14 protein-coding genes and 1 other annotated feature are annotated in these 16,413 nt (G+C 37.2%); of the genes, 12 read left to right on the top strand and 2 right to left on the bottom strand.

Features of this window, described 5'->3' with window-relative positions; all coding sequences use genetic code 11:
• The first annotated feature begins 103 nt into the window (after positions 1-103).
• From lpdA to ABF682_RS06055, 4 genes are all read left to right on the top strand, one after another.
• Entirely contained in the window at positions 104-1,444 is a 1,341-nt protein-coding gene (gene lpdA / locus ABF682_RS06070; RefSeq protein WP_415619274.1) for a dihydrolipoyl dehydrogenase, read from the top strand.
• 73 nt (positions 1,445-1,517) lie between these two features.
• Positions 1,518-2,486, top strand: a complete 969-nt coding sequence (locus ABF682_RS06065; RefSeq protein WP_415619273.1) for a thiamine pyrophosphate-dependent dehydrogenase E1 component subunit alpha — start codon at positions 1,518-1,520, stop codon at positions 2,484-2,486.
• Positions 2,487-2,511: 25 nt separating this feature from the next.
• A complete protein-coding gene (locus tag ABF682_RS06060) occupies positions 2,512-3,543 on the top strand; it encodes an alpha-ketoacid dehydrogenase subunit beta (protein WP_415619272.1) in 1,032 nt (343 codons plus the stop codon).
• Between the two features lie 13 nt (positions 3,544-3,556).
• On the top strand, positions 3,557-4,783 hold the full coding sequence (locus ABF682_RS06055) for a dihydrolipoamide acetyltransferase family protein (RefSeq protein WP_415619271.1): 1,227 nt from the start codon (positions 3,557-3,559) through the stop codon (positions 4,781-4,783).
• A 1,264-nt stretch (positions 4,784-6,047) separates the two neighbouring features.
• On the opposite strand, the gene ABF682_RS06050 is transcribed toward ABF682_RS06055, so the two are convergent.
• Positions 6,048-6,962 carry a cation transporter gene (locus ABF682_RS06050; RefSeq protein ID WP_415619270.1) on the bottom strand — a complete coding sequence of 305 codons (915 nt, stop codon included), beginning with the start codon at positions 6,960-6,962 and terminating at the stop codon, positions 6,048-6,050.
• A gap of 195 nt (positions 6,963-7,157) precedes the next feature.
• Here ABF682_RS06050 and ABF682_RS06045 point away from each other — a divergent pair, with 195 nt between their 5' ends.
• Both ABF682_RS06045 and ABF682_RS06040 read left to right on the top strand, forming a co-directional pair.
• A complete protein-coding gene (locus tag ABF682_RS06045) occupies positions 7,158-7,694 on the top strand; it encodes a TetR/AcrR family transcriptional regulator (RefSeq protein WP_415619269.1) in 537 nt (178 codons plus the stop codon).
• Between the two features lie 156 nt (positions 7,695-7,850).
• The gene (locus tag ABF682_RS06040) at positions 7,851-8,807 is read left to right on the top strand and encodes a sugar-binding transcriptional regulator (RefSeq protein WP_415619268.1); all 957 of its coding nucleotides are present in this window, start codon (positions 7,851-7,853) and stop codon (positions 8,805-8,807) included.
• 33 nt (positions 8,808-8,840) lie between these two features.
• Here the strand turns inward: ABF682_RS06040 and ABF682_RS06035 are convergent, their stop codons facing one another.
• Complete coding sequence (locus ABF682_RS06035) at positions 8,841-9,590, bottom strand: DeoR/GlpR family DNA-binding transcription regulator (RefSeq protein WP_415619267.1); 750 nt, start codon at positions 9,588-9,590, stop codon at positions 8,841-8,843.
• 156 nt (positions 9,591-9,746) lie between these two features.
• On the opposite strand from ABF682_RS06035, the gene ABF682_RS06030 reads away from it, so the two are divergent.
• The 6 genes from ABF682_RS06030 to ABF682_RS06005 all read left to right on the top strand — a co-directional run bounded on the left by ABF682_RS06030 (position 9,747) and on the right by ABF682_RS06005 (position 16,388).
• The gene (locus tag ABF682_RS06030) at positions 9,747-10,568 is read left to right on the top strand and encodes a glycyl-radical enzyme activating protein (protein ID WP_415619266.1); all 822 of its coding nucleotides are present in this window, start codon (positions 9,747-9,749) and stop codon (positions 10,566-10,568) included.
• Positions 10,569-10,908: 340 nt separating this feature from the next.
• Positions 10,909-13,362, top strand: a complete 2,454-nt coding sequence (locus ABF682_RS06025) for a glycyl radical protein (protein ID WP_415619265.1) — start codon at positions 10,909-10,911, stop codon at positions 13,360-13,362.
• Between the two features lie 22 nt (positions 13,363-13,384).
• Positions 13,385-14,071, top strand: a complete 687-nt coding sequence (locus ABF682_RS06020; RefSeq protein ID WP_289979136.1) for a fructose-6-phosphate aldolase — start codon at positions 13,385-13,387, stop codon at positions 14,069-14,071.
• A gap of 232 nt (positions 14,072-14,303) precedes the next feature.
• Positions 14,304-14,580 (top strand) — a binding site (T-box leader).
• A 55-nt stretch (positions 14,581-14,635) separates the two neighbouring features.
• Positions 14,636-15,136: a GAF domain-containing protein gene (locus ABF682_RS06015; RefSeq protein ID WP_415619264.1), complete on the top strand. Its 501-nt coding sequence runs from the start codon at positions 14,636-14,638 to the stop codon at positions 15,134-15,136.
• A complete protein-coding gene (locus ABF682_RS06010; protein ID WP_289979133.1) occupies positions 15,123-15,596 on the top strand; it encodes an S-ribosylhomocysteine lyase in 474 nt (157 codons plus the stop codon). Before ABF682_RS06015 ends, ABF682_RS06010 begins: the two co-directional genes overlap by 14 nt.
• Before the next feature lie 21 nt (positions 15,597-15,617).
• The gene (locus ABF682_RS06005; RefSeq protein ID WP_415619263.1) at positions 15,618-16,388 is read left to right on the top strand and encodes an acetoin reductase; all 771 of its coding nucleotides are present in this window, start codon (positions 15,618-15,620) and stop codon (positions 16,386-16,388) included.
• The last annotated feature ends 25 nt before the right edge of the window (positions 16,389-16,413 follow it).

Below are 16,413 nucleotides of genomic sequence, written 5' to 3'. Positions count from 1 at the left end.
TAATTATCCAGTGAATGAGATAGCCACACGGAAATTATTGGCATGAAATTTGCTTATAAATAAGTGAGAGTCAAGAAATTTTTTGTAAAGGGGGAAACACTTTATGGCAAGTTATGATGTTGCAGTTGTTGGAGCAGGCCCAGGCGGTTACATTGCAGCGATCCATGCTGCTCAACTAGGCAAGAAAGTAGTCGTAATTGAGAAGAAAGATATTGGTGGTGTTTGTTTAAACGTTGGCTGTATTCCATCCAAGAGTTACTTGAAACACAGCCATTGGGCACTGGCTGCTAAGGAGGCCAGCCGATTTGGAATGGCAATGGAAATAAAGGAAGTTGATTTTCCTAAATTAGTTAAACGCAAAGATCGTGTAGTAGCAACTCTGCAAGGCGGAATTAGACAGTTGTTTAAGGCAAATCGAATTACGTATGTTGAGGGGGAAGCTTCGTTAACTAAGGAACACCAGCTAAGTGTTGATGGCAAGACAATCGCCGCAAAAGATATTCTTCTAGCGACAGGCGGGCATCCTTTTGTTCCACCAATTAATGGAATTGACAAAGTAAAGTATCTAACCACTGATACCTTTTTTCAAATGACTGCTCTTCCGCAAAAACTGGTTATTATTGGCGGCGGAATTATTGCAGTTGAGCTTGCGTTTGCAATGCAACCATTGGGTGTTGCGGTCACGCTGCTTGAGGTCGCACCAGATATTTTATTGACTGAAGATGAAGAGGCACGGGCAATCATTAAACAAAAATTACAGAAGATGGGAATTAATGTTAAGGCAGGCGTTACGATCAAGCAAGTTATGTCTAAAGAAGTTCAGTTGACTGACGGCACTTATGAGTTCGATCAGTTGCTAGTTGCAACTGGTCGCAGAGCCAACCTTGAGTTAGCCAAAAGGGGCGGAATTGCATTAGATGAAGGCCAGCGTTTTGTCAAAGTCGACTACCATTACCAAACAAGTCTGCCGCACATTTATGCAATTGGTGATTTGATTGGTGGGTATCAGTTAGCACATGCAGCTAGTGCGGAAGGTCTCAGCGCGGTGGATGCAATCTGTGGTAAGAAACAAGTACCGGTAGCACAGCACTACATTCCACGCTGTCTGTATACGGATCCTGAAGTTGCAAGCTTTGGGCTGAGTGAGGAACAAGCTGTAGAAAAGGGATTTGATGTTGTTGTCAAGAGTGCGCCATATGCGAGTAATGGCAAGGCAATTGCCAGTGAAGAAACAGCAGGTTTTGTGAAAATCATCAGTGAAAAGAAATATCATGAAATTCTTGGGGCAGTTATCGTTGGCGGTAATGCGACTGAAATGATTCATACTATTTTAGCTGTTAGCAAAGCAGAAGGGACAGTTGATGAGTTGGACGACGTTGTTTTTGCCCACCCAACTCTTTCAGAACTAACAGGTGAAGTTGCTCACGCGTTGGAAAACAGTTAAGAAAAAGATTTTGGAGACGAGAAGGTTTAAGGCAAAGTCAATCTTACTTTAATGACATGAGGAGGCAATAAAAATGGAGAAATTATCAAAGGAACGTGCAGAATGGATCTATAAGAAAATGAACGATATTCGTAACTTTGAAGATGAGGTGCATCGGATTTTTTCAACAGGTTCTATTCCAGGCTTTGTGCATTTGTACGCGGGCGAAGAAGCAATTGCAACAGGTGTTTGCGCACATTTGACGGATAAGGACTACATTACCAGTACTCATCGTGGACATGGACATTGTATTGCAAAGGGCTGTGATTTAGATAAAATGATGGCTGAAATTTACGGAAAAGAAACAGGATTGTGCAAAGGCAAGGGTGGGTCAATGCATATTGCCGATATTGACAAGGGAATGTTAGGCGCTAACGGAATGGTTGGCGGTGGTTTTCCAATTGCGATTGGGGCCGCTTTGCGTAACAAATATTTAAAGACGAATGATGTTGCCGTTTGTTTCTTCGGCGATGGGGCTGCTAATGAGGGTACTTTCCATGAGAGTATTAATATGGCGTCTATCTGGAAGCTACCCGTTGTGTTTGTAAATGAAAATAATTCATATGGTGAGGCTACTCCGCAGATTTATTCTTCGGGTTCTAAGAGAATTGCTGATCGTGCACCAGCTTATGGCATTCCAGGAGAAACAATTGATGGGAAAGACTTAGTGGCTGTTTACGAGGCAGCAGGCAAGGCAATTGATCGTGCACGTAGGGGTGAAGGACCGACATTGATTGAGTGCATAACTTACCGTAATTATGGACACTTCGAAGGCGACGAGCAAAAGTACAAAGCCAAAGAGGGACCAGAAAAAGCATTGGCAGAGCGTGACAGCCTTCCAGAATTTCGGGAATATGCAACTGCCGAGAAACTATTGAGTGCAAAAAAAGCAGATCAAATTGAACAGACTTCAATTCAAGACATTGAACATGCAATCAAGTTTGCTGAGGAGAGTCCTATTCCAAAACCTGAATCCTTGTACGAAAATGTTTTTGTTGATTAAACAGAAATCGAAAGGAGAATGCAATATGGCTAGACGAATAACATTTATGAAAGCAATCAATGAAGGCTTGGACATGGCAATGGAAAAGGATGATCGGGTTATCCTTTTAGGTGAAGATATTGCAGGTGGAGCTAAAGTTGAGCATTTAGCAAAGGAAAATGAAGATGCTTGGGGTGGCGTGTTTGGTGTAACCAAAGGCCTGATGCCTAAATATGGACGTGAACGAGTGATTGATACACCAATTTCTGAAATGGGATATATGGGAGCTTCAGTCGGAGCTGCAGCAACCGGTTTACGACCTGTTCCAGAACTGATGTTCAATGATTTCATTGGTTTTTGTTTAGATACTCTTTTGGCACAGGGTTCTAAGATGCGCTACATGTTCGGTGGCAAAGCTAAGATTCCAATGACGATCCGGACCTGTCATGGGGCAGGCGCGAGTGCAGCTGCACAACACTCAGGTTCTTATTATGGAATACTGGCTTCAATTCCAGGAATCAAGGTAGTTGTTCCTTCTAATCCGTATGATGCAAAGGGATTACTAATAGCTGCAATTGAGGATGATAATGTGGTTGTTTTCTCGGAAGACAAAACACTTTATGGCATCAAGGATGAGGTACCAGAAGAATATTATAAAGTTGAAATTGGTAAAGCAAAAATTAAGCGTGAAGGAACAGACTTGACGATTGTAACGATTGGTAAAATGCTCTATGTTGCCTTAGAAGTTGCGGATCGATTGGCTAAGGATGGAGTTGAAGTCGAAGTAATTGATCTTATTACAGTTGCGCCTTGGGACCAAGAAACAGTTATTAATTCGGTTAAGAAAACAGGACGTTTGATAATAATTGATGAAGCTAATCCACACAACAACACAGCAACGGATATTGCCTCAGTTGTAGGAGACCAAGCATTTGATTATTTAGATGGACCAATCAAAAAGGTTTGTGCACCAAATACACCGGTCCCATTTGCAACTAATTTGGAACAATTATATTTGCCTAATGCAGATCGGGTAATTGAGACAGCAGCAGAGTTGATCGACGATTTGAAGAAATGAAGGGGGTGTTAGCATGGCAACAGAGATCATAATGCCAAAACTTGGTCTGACTATGACAGAAGGAACAGTCTATGAATGGGTCAAAAATGAGGGTGATGAAGTCAAGAAAGGCGATATCGTTGCGTCAATTAATTCTGAAAAACTGACTGCCGATGTTGATGCTCCTGTTGACGGAACACTGATCAAAATAGTGGTGCATGAGGGTGAGGATGCAAAGTGTAAGGACCCAATTGGTTATATTGGAGTTACTGGAGAAAAAGTTGGTAAGGAAGAAGCAACAGCAAAAGTTCCAGCAGAAGCAGAAGCTAAGGATGCAAAACAGGATGAACAGGTACAGGTCAATAAACAGCCTGTAACAGTACAACAGAACAACAACGATAAAGGACGTGTTTTTGTCACACCACTGGCACGTAAAATAGCTGCAGAAAAAGGCTTTGATTACCATCAGGTCAAGGGAACTGGCGGCAATGGGCGAGTAACCAGACGAGACGTTGAAAATTATGTTCCGACACAACAGCCAGCCGGAGCAAGTATTGTGACACATGCGACAGCAGGAGTTGGATTAACAGGAATGCGTCAAATTATTGCTCAGCGGATGATGAGCAGTCTGCAGAATACAGCACAGGTTACCTTGCAACTTAAAGCGGATATTACAAATCTAATGTCTTTCAGGAAAGATTTGCAACAGAAGGTAAATCAGCCTTTAGTTGATGGTCAGTTAAGCTTGACAACACTTGTAACTAAAGCTGTCATTTTGGCATTGAAGGATACGCCGGAAATGAATGCTTGGTATCATGATGGTCAATACGAGAAAGTGACAGCTGTTAACATCGGAATGGCAGTTGCTGTTGCTAATGGGTTGGTAGTTCCAGTAGTTAAATCAGCAGATTCAATGACATTAACAGAATTAGGCAGATCCTTAAACACGGTAATAACTGATGCACGTGAAGGTACATTGGGAAGCAGTGCTTACAGTGATGGGACATTTACAATCAGTAATTTAGGCAAGAGCGGAGTTGAGTACTTTACACCAGTTATTAATCAGCCAGAGATTGGTATCTTGGGAGTAGGAACATTACTGAAAGAACTTGCTCTTGGTGATGATGATCAGATCAAGCAACTGCTTAAATTACCATTAAGTCTAACCTTTGATCATCAAATCATTGATGGGGCACCAGCTGCAGACTTTTTGGCAAAAATCGTTTCTTATTTAGAAGACCCATATACGTTGATATTGTAACTAAAATGATAGAGAAACAAAGAATAACTTGTGGATCATAATGTAACAAAAAAGTTAGCTGCATTATATTTTGGCTTTAGATGATGATAGGGCTGGATCAAAAGTTAAATTTTGATTCAGTCTTTTTTAGACCATATTTATAAAATATTGTTCCATTTGAAGAAAATATAAATGAAGTCTATACTTACTTGAATGTTAAAAGGAAATTGGTAGCGGATAGCCTTATATAGGGAAAAAGATTGAATATGAGATAGAAAGAACTTAGTAATGAAATCATACCCAAAATATAGTAAACCTTCGTCATACTTGGCATGTGGGAACAACTACAGTGATACTACTTTCTTAATTTTAGCTAGCAGAGTTTTTGGGTAACTGATGATGTAATGCCACAGAAGCACGAATTCACGATAGAAATGGATGATATTATGTTAGAGTTGTTAGTGAGCATTGCAATGATAGCAATTGGACGGCTGCTCGTTAATAGATCATTATTAAAGGAACAGACAACATTTGAGGATTTAATAGGTCACAAGCGAAGACCAAATGATGTAGAACCCCTTATCAAAATAACAATAGGAAATAAACCAGCATACAGTGTTATTACTAAATTAATAGTAATATTGTGGTCAATAATAGGTATTTTATTTCTGGGTTTAATTTTCTTTGTTGTTAAAAATAATATACAAATATGTTTGATAATTTTTTGTGTAATGTTAGTTATACAGGGGATTATTCAAATTTTAGGACTAATTAAATATAGATGGGAAATGCTGTTATTTAAGACTGAAAGAACCAAGATGATGGTTACAGCTGTAGTCTGTGGCAAGCTATTAATAATAATTGGGGGACTTTTCCTCATTATAAATCTAGTATCTATATTTTCTTTCTCGTAAATTGCAAAATTAAATTAGAGCACGCAAAAATTACTAAATATTTTTTAATAGCTTGGCAAGCGATTATTTTAGAAATCATTTATTGATTAATTCAATTGTTTCTAAGATTTGAGAATTGGTAATTTTGTTGAAATAAAAGTGCACATAACAACATCTTTCTTTCAAGAGGCTGGGTCAAAAGTTAAATTTTGATTTGGTTCCTCTATTTATTCCGTATAAACGTGTTTCATAAGTCAAAACTCTCCGTCTAACTTCGAATTACTCATAGCAAAGTCCTGCTATGTTCGTAATTTCGAGTTAGTACTTAAATTTTCCTGGCTTTGGACTGTCTTTTGAGATGTTACTAGGTTTTTTTTGTCTAAGTGTTCAAATTAATTAATGTCTATTAAAAAATTGACATCAACTATGTGAAAAATATTTGTTAGTTGTGTCCTTATTTTATTTGCTGTGTTAGTAAACTTTGTAGTTCTTAAGAAGATATGAGGTGGGAGTAGAATATCAACCTGTAAATGAAGTCCCTGTTTAAAGACAGAAACCTTATGATGAGTATGAGTAGGGAAGTCTGAGAATTCTTTATCCACAATTTGTTCGACTTTCTGTTTGATGGAACCGTGAATTAATGCTGTATCCAAGAGTTCATGGAATGACTGGGTAATGCCTATTATTGGTTGTTTGATGCATAGCAAAACAAGGGTAATCGTGACGAAAAAGTCTCCCGTATATAGTAGAAATGACCACTGGGATGTTCTTGAAATAAACATTAGAAGAAGAGATATTACGCCAATTCCGGAAGATATGATAATATCTATTAGTGAATTTTGGGACTCAATGGATAGTAATTCACTTGATTGATCTATTAATTTATTGCTGTGGTAATAGGTATTAAATAATATTGTTCCAAGAAAGACCATTGCAATTGAATAAACCAAAATAGGAAGAGGTTTAATCACAGTACCTTGGCCTGTAGAAAAATAAATATAGGCTTGGTAGCTAACACTCCAAGAAGTTAGGCTGAGTAGAATGATTACCCAGATGGATTTAAAAAGGACATAAAGGGGCTCTAATTTGAAACGTCCTTTAGGAAATTTTTTTGTCTTTTTAGGGCTACTTTTGGATACAATAACAGCGATTATACCTGAAATAACTTCTATAAATACAAAAGAGGCATCAAGAAATAGAACTGCTAGATGAGTTGTAAGAAAAGCAAGTATTCCTAAACAAGTCATAAAAAAATTTATGACTATTCCCCTTTTTAAACTTAATTTTTCTATTTTTTTTGCATTCATAATATGTACCATCCTATATTGAATTTATTAGTCTGATTATTTTACCAGTAGTTGCAGGCATACAAGGATCATAGTCAAATAAGCTTTTATATAGTGCTATTATTATCTATGTGGGTAATATTTCCAAGCACAGTTATGGGCAAAATGTATTTTAATGGACAAATTATTAAATATTGATTAGTAGGTGATTTTATAATGGATGACAAGAGAAAACAAAAAACACGAAAAAATATTGAAACTACATTCATTGAAATTCTTGAAAAAAGGAAAGTAAATACAATTACGGTTGCTGAAATCGTCAGAAAGTCGAATATATCTAGAAGTACTTTTTACCTGCACTATGATGATATTTATGATTTGTATGATGAAGTTAGATTGGGTTTTCTGAACTGTTTACTGGATAATTTAAACAATTATTATCCATATAATAGGGCTACTAGCTATTTGGAACTCATCCAAAATTTAATTTTTTTTGTTGAAAACAATCAGCAATTATTCTTGATTTTTATTAAAGAAGATGGAAGTGCGACATTTGATAAATTAACCACAATTCTTGTTGAAAAAATAATTGAATTTGAAAAAATTGATTCAACCGATTTGCAGGGATATTATGAAATTTCATGGTCTGTTCGAGGAACGTTAGGCATAATTGTTAGCTGGGTTCAAAATGGCATGCAGCCGCCCAAAAAAGAGTTTATTGAAATCATAAGGTCAATTTTAGATAAATTATAAGAAATACAAGGGTTGATTGTTAGTAATTGTTCTTCTATAAAAAAAGAAAATGGCCGTAAATAATAAATACAGATAAAAGTTTGACTTTTGTAGTAGACTTGAACCAAAAATTTGTTAACTTTAGTTGATTTAAGAATGCAATTAAGGAGCGAAATGATGGATAACAAGCGGTACCATTTGTTAGAAAAAGTGGCATATCTTTATTATACCAATGGCTATACTCAAAAAGAAATTGCGATGTTTTTGGGTATTGAACGTACTACTATTAGTCGGATGCTTAAAAAAGCAGGTACATTGGGAATTGTAAAAACCGAAGTTCAAATTGATAATTTGGAACAATTGCAGCTAGAATTAGCTTTACAGGAAAAATTTAATTTGAAAAATGTGATGATTGCTGCAAAAGAGCCGCAAAGAAAAGTTAGTACTGAGCTTGAAGTTGTGCAAGCAGCCGCGGCGTATCTTAAACAGCTAATCAAACCAGGTTCAACAATCGGTTTTGCATGGGGAACGTTACTTTCAAAAATGGTTGATCAATTTAGGGGGGCCGGGAATAATCTGGGAACAACTTTTGTACCCCTAGTTGGCAGTCCTAGTCTTTCAAATAAGCAATATCACGCAAACCAGATTGTTTATAATGCTGCCAAACAATTTGGTGGGAAAAGTTTATTTATAGATGAAAAAGCAATCCAGGCTCGACCAATTACCACTGTATTGAACAGGAATAGCTTCCAAAAAATTCTCGCGGCATGGAAACAATTAGACATTGCGGTTGTTGGTGTCGGGGGTTCTTTGACTGATGAAAGCAGCAGCTGGCGGGACATGCTCTCGGAAGAAGACCGCATACAACTAAAAAAGCAGCATGCCATTGGTGATTGCTGCTGCACTTTTTTTGATCAGGAAGGGGAAATAATAGGTGGACAGTTATTGGAACGAACAATCGCAATTCCACTCTCAGAATTGCGTAATATTAAAAATTGCGTGGCTGTGGTAATCTCACCTGAAAAGGCACCAGCTATATTAGCCTTACTCAAAATGGGATTTTTAACTGCTTTGATTACCGATGAAGAAACAGCACGCCAAGTTTTGAGAGTTGCTCATTCTTCAATGCAATAAACAACAACAGACATAAAAAACAGTTTTTATAAATCAAACCAAATGCAACTGAATATTATTGCTTTCTAAACCTGTTTTAATTGCCGGTGGGACTTCCTTATCCGTATAGATTTGATTAACTTCAGCCAAAGTGAATTGGCGAATTGACCCCATCTTTTGGAATTTACTAGAATCTGTTAAAATGATTAACTCACTTGCTTTTTCTGCCATTGATCGTACTGTTTCAGTGCGCATAATATCATTACCAAAGAAACCCATTTGCAAGTCAAACCCATCCGTTCCAATAAACAGTTGTTGCACACGAAACTCTTGAAGTGTCTGTCGTACTAAGGGGCCGACAACAACCTGTGAACTTGGCTGATATGCACCTCCTAAGACGATAACATTTAAATTTTCATATGCAGCAACATAGTTTGCAATAAAATACGAGATGGTAATAATCGTAACTTTTTTCCCTTGTTTGCCTAATTGCTGAGCCAGTAGTGCGCATGTTGATCCAGATTCAATCATGATAATAGACTGATCTTTGACAAGTTCAGCCGCCTTTTTAGCAATCTCTAATTTGACTTGATAATTTTGCGCTAAACGATAGCTTAAATCGTCTGGGTTGTTAATAATTGCATACCCATGCTGACGTTGCAATAGTCCCTTCTCTTCCAACGCATTTAAATCCTTACGAACGGTTACTCGCGAAACTTTAAGTATCTCAGCCAGTTTAGTAACTTCGATTTTACGTTTTTGATTGACTATCTCCAATAAATCATCTGTTCGTGAACGATTCATTAATTTACCTCCTGCTAAATACAATTCTACCTCTTACAGTAATTATAACTTTTTAAATTCTAAAATCTAGTTTCATATGAAATTAATTATGGTTGCGTTGAAAGTTAAGTGTGCTATAATTTAGCCGAAATAAATAATGTAAGAAGGAGTGATTATATGCAATCTGAATTATCACAGCAAAAACATCCTCTCCCGCAAGTAAAAACCGGTTTGATTTTTAATATTCAGAAATTCAGCCTAAATGATGGGCCAGGTATTCGAACGGTCATTTTTTTCAAAGGGTGTCCTTTGCGGTGTGCGTGGTGTTCTAACCCTGAATCGCAACTACGACGTCCTGAACAAATGTACGATGAAAATAAAAAAAAGAATATTACCGTTGGAAAATATTGGACTGTTGCGGAGTTAATGGATGTTATTTTGCAAGATCGTCCTTTCTATGAAGAATCTGGTGGAGGAGTTACTTTTTCAGGTGGTGAAGTTCTTTTTCAAGCTCCTTTTGCCATTGAACTAGCCAAAGCCATCAAGAAGGCTGGACTCCACTTGGCGTGTGAAACAACTGGTGATTGCAGTTCACGTATTTTTAAAGAATTCATGCAGTACATTGACTTTATGTATTATGACTGCAAACAGTGGAATGCTCGTAAACACCGAATTGGAACGAGTGGTGATAATAAAAGAATTCTAACCAACCTTGAATTGGCAATCGCATTTGAAGTCAATATCCATATTCGCATCCCCATTATTCCGGGATTTAATTATGATTTAGATGATGCAGTTCATTTTGGTGAACTCTTTAATAAAATCGGAATAACAGCTGTTGAATTGTTACCCTTCCATCAATTTGGATTAAAAAAATATCGAGATTTGAACCGTGAATACCCTCTAAAAAAGCAAGCACAATTGCATGCGGAAGATCTAGTAGATTATCAAAAAGTATTGGAACAGGCAGGTATTCGTACAACAATTAATGGTTGGTAAATAAAAAAAGATAGTTAACAGGTTTGAGATGGTCAAGCGAATTTCTTCGAAGCTTTTTTGAAATTCGCTTTTTTGAGTTGAGTTATTTAAAGTAAGTGCACAAAAGTGCATTCTTGAACAATTATTCATTGTCATAGAAGCCAATATTTCCTGCAAAAGAACTTCACATTAGTGTTTTGTGCCTTGCCATGGCGAATGTTAAGTTAGATTAGTGACAAGTAATGAGCTTTACAGTACTTTTGTAAGTAATTTTATGGCTTGACTTGCAACATATAATTGTTATTATTGCTTCGTAAGTAATGATTTATGATTACGTTTGAAGTAAAGGAGGGACTTTAAAATGTCAAAAACAATAGTTAGCCAAGAAACTTTAACAAAGACTCACACTGAGAATCATTTTGGAAAATTAACTCCCAGAATGAATCGTTATCGGGAATCAATTCTTAATGCTAAACCTTATGTGGATCCAGAACGAGCAGTTTTAACAACTGAGGCTTATAAGAATCATCAGCAAGAACAAATCGATGTTCTTCGTGCAAATGTTTTGAAACACATTTTAGAAAAAATGACCATCTACATTGAACCTGATACTTTACTGGTCGGCAACCAAGCACAAGAAAATCGCTGGGCACCTGTTTTTCCAGAGTATTCAATGAATTGGGTCATTGATGAACTCAATACATTTGAAAAGCGTCCAGGTGATGTTTTCCATATTACCGAAGATACTAAGCAAAAGTTATGTGAGATTGCGCCGTTTTGGAAAAACAATACCCTTGAAGATCGCGGATTAGCAGCATTTCCACCTGAAGGTAGAGTGTTTTATGACTTAGGCATTATTGGTGCTGATGGAAATATCACTTCTGGTGATGGACATATTGCTGTTGACTATCAAGCACTGTTGCAACATGGATTGAAATGGTATGAGAAACGTGTAAAAAATGCAATGCACAAGTTAGAACTGACTGATTATGAGCAACAGAAAAAACTATATTTCTATCAATCAAGTTTGATTGTGATTGATGCTGTTAAAGATTTTGCACAACGATATGTTGTACTAGCTCTAAATGAGGCAGCGAAAACAACTGATGCTGCTCGTAAAAAAGAATTGCAGTTGATTGCAGATATCATGGGTCGTGTTCCTTATGAACCGGCAGTTACTTTCCGTGAGGCAGTACAGTCAGTTTGGTTTATCCATAATATTCTTCAAATTGAATCAAATGGTCACTCTGTATCATATGGTCGTATGGATCAATATCTAAATCCGTATTATGAAGAGGATCTGGCAGAAGGGCGAATTACAGAAAAACAGGCAACAGAATTGTTAACTAATCTTTGCTTGAAAACTTTGACCATCAATAAAATCCGTTCATGGGCCCATACTGAATTTTCTGCCGGAAGTCCGTTATACCAAAATATTACGATTGGTGGACAGAATGAATCTGGTGAAGATGCTACAAATGATGCTTCTTATCTAATTCTAAAAGCTATCGTTCAAGCACATCTTCCACAGCCCAACTTAACGGTGCGTTATTTTCATGGACTAAGTAATCACTTCATGCGCGAGTGTGTTGAAGTAATTAAACAAGGGCTGGGGATGCCGGCATTCAATAATGATGAGATTATCATACCTTCTTTCGTTGCGCGCGGTGTAAAGAAAGAAGATGCATATAATTACAGTGCTATCGGGTGTGTCGAGACTGCTGTTCCTGGTAAATGGGGGTATCGCTGTACAGGAATGAGCTTTGTTAATTTCCCACGAACCTTATTAATTGTCATGAACGGCGGGGTTGATCCTGAATCAGGAAAGAGATTACTTCCAGACTACGGACATTTTACGGCGATGACATCATATAAGCAGTTAATGACAGCTTGGGATAAGTCTTTACGCGAGATCACACGGCAAAGTGTCATTATCGAAAATACTTGTGATATGGTTCTTGAACAAGGTTATCCCGACATTCTTTGTTCCACTTTGACTGCTGATTGTATTGGGCGCGGAAAAACTATTAAGGAAGGTGGAGCTGTATATGACTTCATTAGCGGCTTGCAGGTAGGTATTGCCAATCTGGCAGATTCTTTAGCAGCCATTAAACAATTGGTTTTCGAAAAACAGCGAATTACGCCGCAAGAATTATGGGATGTTCTGCAAAATAACTTTGCAGGTGAACATGGAAAACGAATTCGTCAGATGTTATTAGACGATGTTGCTAAGTATGGTAATGACGACGATCAAGTTGATGAACTAGTGGTTCAAGCCTACCAGCCATATATTGATGAAATTAGTAAATATCATAATACGCGTTATGGTCGTGGTCCAAATGGTGGGCTCCGTTATGCTGGCACAAGTTCAATTTCAGCCAATGTTGGACAAGGACATAGTACACTAGCAACCCCAGATGGCAGGTTAGCTAGATCACCGCTAGCCGAAGGATGTTCACCTGAACACGCAATGGATACTAATGGACCGACTGCTGTCTTTAAGAGTGTCTCCAAGCTGCACACTGCTGATATTACAGGCGGAGTTTTATTAAATCAAAAAATGTCGCCGCAAATTTTACGCAATGAAGAAAATTGCATGAAATTAGTTGCATTACTACGTACATTTTTTAATCGTCTTCATGGATATCATGTGCAATATAATATTGTTTCGCGCGATACTTTAATTGCTGCACAGAAGCATCCTAAAGAATATCGTGACTTAATTGTTCGGGTTGCAGGATACTCAGCTTTCTTTGTAGGTTTATCTAAGGAAACACAAGACGACATTATTGAACGAACTGAACAGAGCTTATAATTTGGAAAGGCAGGTCATTGTCATGGAATTTTTATTAGACACTATTGATCTAGATTGTATTGAAAAATATACTAAGGCATTACCGGTAGCAGGGGTAACTTCTAATCCAAGTATTGTAAAAAAACAGGGGAAAATTGATTTTTTTAATCACATGAAGCAAATCCGACAAATAATTGGTCCCAGTGCTACCTTGCACATCCAGTTGGTTGGCCAAACTATTAGCGAAATGCTTGCTGATGCGCAGACAATTTTTGAACAAGTTGGTCCTGAAACCTATGTTAAGGTTCCGACAACATTAATTGGATTAGAGGTCATCAAAAGACTGAAGCAAGAAGGTCATAATGTAACGGCCACTGCTATTTATACTAAGTTACAAGGACTCTTAGCAATTTCAGCTGGTGCCGATTATATTGCACCTTATTATAACCGCATGCAAAATATGGGAATTAATGCGCCAGAGGTCATCAAGGAATTCGCAGCTGCGATAACAAGCAATGGGACTCAAACTAAAATTCTCGCTGCTAGTTTTCACAATGTTGATCAAATTACAACGGCGTTAGCCAATGGCGCGCAAGCAGTTACTGTTGATCCAGCTTTAATTGCCACAGGGTTGAATCATCCCGCTATTCAACAAGCCGTTAATGATTTTACCAATGATTGGGAAGCGACTTTCGGTGTAGGTCAAACAATCACTAGTCTTTTAAGCTAGTTTAAAAGACTAGTCTAGTGCTTAGGTCTCACCCTTCAATTTCAAATTTACAAGAATTATTTTTGAAGGAGATACAAATATTTCACCATGTAAAAATTCATAAATGTTAGGTATATTTTATTGATAACCGACTGGATTTATTAATTTAAAATGAAAAACAACTCATTTAATTATAAAATAGATATTGACAATTATTATTTGATGAGACATAATACTGGAAAGAAATTAATAAAGTTAATGAACGTAGAGATGAGTAAGTTGGGATGTTGTTATAATAGAGAGTCGTCATATGGTGAAAGACGGTAGCAACGAAGAACTGAAGATGGTCTTAAGATGAGTTTGCACTATTGAGCATAAGCTAGGTAGTGTCGGGTACTCCCGTTACAGGGTTAGGGTATGAATTTTCAGTAATATTTTTTTATTATTGTGTTTGAGTACCTGAAGTGAGGCGGTTCATGAGAACTGCTTAAATTAAGGTGGTACCGCGGAAAAGCACTTTCGTCCTTTATCTATTAAAGATAGATAATTGACGAAAGTGCTTTTTTGTTACGGAAAGGAGATTTTATGGAGAATCGGGTAAAAGACTATCAACTATTAGTCAAACAGGCTCAAGAATTGTTAACTGGGGAAGAAGATTTGATTGCCAATATGAGTAACATGGTTTCATTAATTTTTAACAGTTTGCATAAAACAAATGGAGTTACCTATTACCGCTTTATCAATAATGAATTAATCTTAGGTCCGTTCCAAGGTAAACCTGCATGTATGCACATTGAAATTGGAGCTGGTGTTTGCGGAACTGTTGCTAAGATTAAAAAAACAGTAATTGTACCTAATGTTCATGAATTTAAAGGACACATAGCTTGTGATAAGTCATCAAAATCAGAGATTGTTGTGCCAGTTTTTAAGGAAAATATATTTTGGGGTGTTTTAGATTTAGATAGCCCTGAATTTAATATATTCAATGAAATTGATCAAAAATATTTAGAACAAATTGCACCCTTTATTTTTGGAGTGAAAACAGTGGATGAAGAAACGGAGAGAAAAATTAATGGCAAAAGTTGAAAGTTTTACATTAGATCATACAAAGGTTAAGGCACCATACGTTCGATTAATTGCAGAAGAAGTTGGTCAAAATGAAGATATTATTAGCAATTTTGATTTACGACTAGTACAGCCAAACGAGAACGCTATTCCTACAGCGGGGCTACATACAATCGAGCACTTGTTAGCTGGGTTGTTGAGAGACCAACTAACGGGAGTTATTGATTGTTCCCCATTTGGTTGCAGAACAGGCTTTCATTTAATTACTTGGGGTGAACATTCAACAGTTGAAGTTGCTCAGGCACTAAAAAATGCCTTATCTGAGATAGCAACTAATATTACTTGGGAAGATGTACAAGGAACAGATATTTATAGCTGTGGCAATTATCGAGATCATTCATTATTTTCAGCTAAGGAATGGGCAAAAAAAATTTTAGAAGAAGGCATCAGCAGTGATCCTTTCGTAAGAAAAGTTATTTAAAAATAAGGAGGTAATTTAAATATGGCAGGGTTAGCAATTATTACAGGTGCAGGGCAAGGAATTGGTGAAGGAATTGCATATCGATTGGCTAAGGAAGGATATGCAATTGCAGTTGCTGATATTAATCAGCAAAAAGCAGATCAAGTAGTCAATAATTTGATTACTCAAGGTTTTCCAAGTAAGGCTTACTACTTAGATGTAGCTCATCGTGATGAGGTATTTAATCTAGTTAATTTAGCAGTAAGCGATTTTGGAGACTTGAAAGTATTTATTAACAATGCTGGAGTAGCGTTTATTGAGAAATTCGTAGATACAGTACCTGAAGATTTTGAACGTCTAATTGATGTGAATTTAAAGGGCACCTATTGGGGAATTCAAGCCGCTGCTAAACAATTTTTGAAGCAGGGTAAAGGAGGAAGAATTGTTAATGCTGCTTCTCTAGCTGGGGTTGAGGCTTCTGCACTTCAAAGTGCATATTCAGCTTCTAAATTTGGAATTCGAGGATTAACTCAATCGGCTGCCAAGGAACTAGCCAAAGATCGTATAACAGTTAATGCCTATAACCCTGGAATCGTGCGTACTCCTTTGCGAGATGGTATTGATAAGAAAACTTCTAAGATCAAGCATATAAGTGTTGCTGAACAGCAAGCAAGATGTCTAACAGAAATTGCTAATGGTCGTGAGGCTACACCGGCAGACGTTGCAGATGTTGTAGCATGGTTTGTCTCGCCAGGAGCTGAATATATTACGGGACAATCAATTATGGTTGATGGTGGCATGAGATATCTTTGACCTTTTAAGTTCAAGAATATAATAT

The organism is Liquorilactobacillus sp. (assembly GCF_047719775.1).
In the GTDB taxonomy this organism is placed as follows: domain Bacteria; phylum Bacillota; class Bacilli; order Lactobacillales; family Lactobacillaceae; genus Liquorilactobacillus.
Note: the sequence above shows the minus strand (reverse complement) of the source record. Positions and strands in the feature narration are given on the sequence as shown.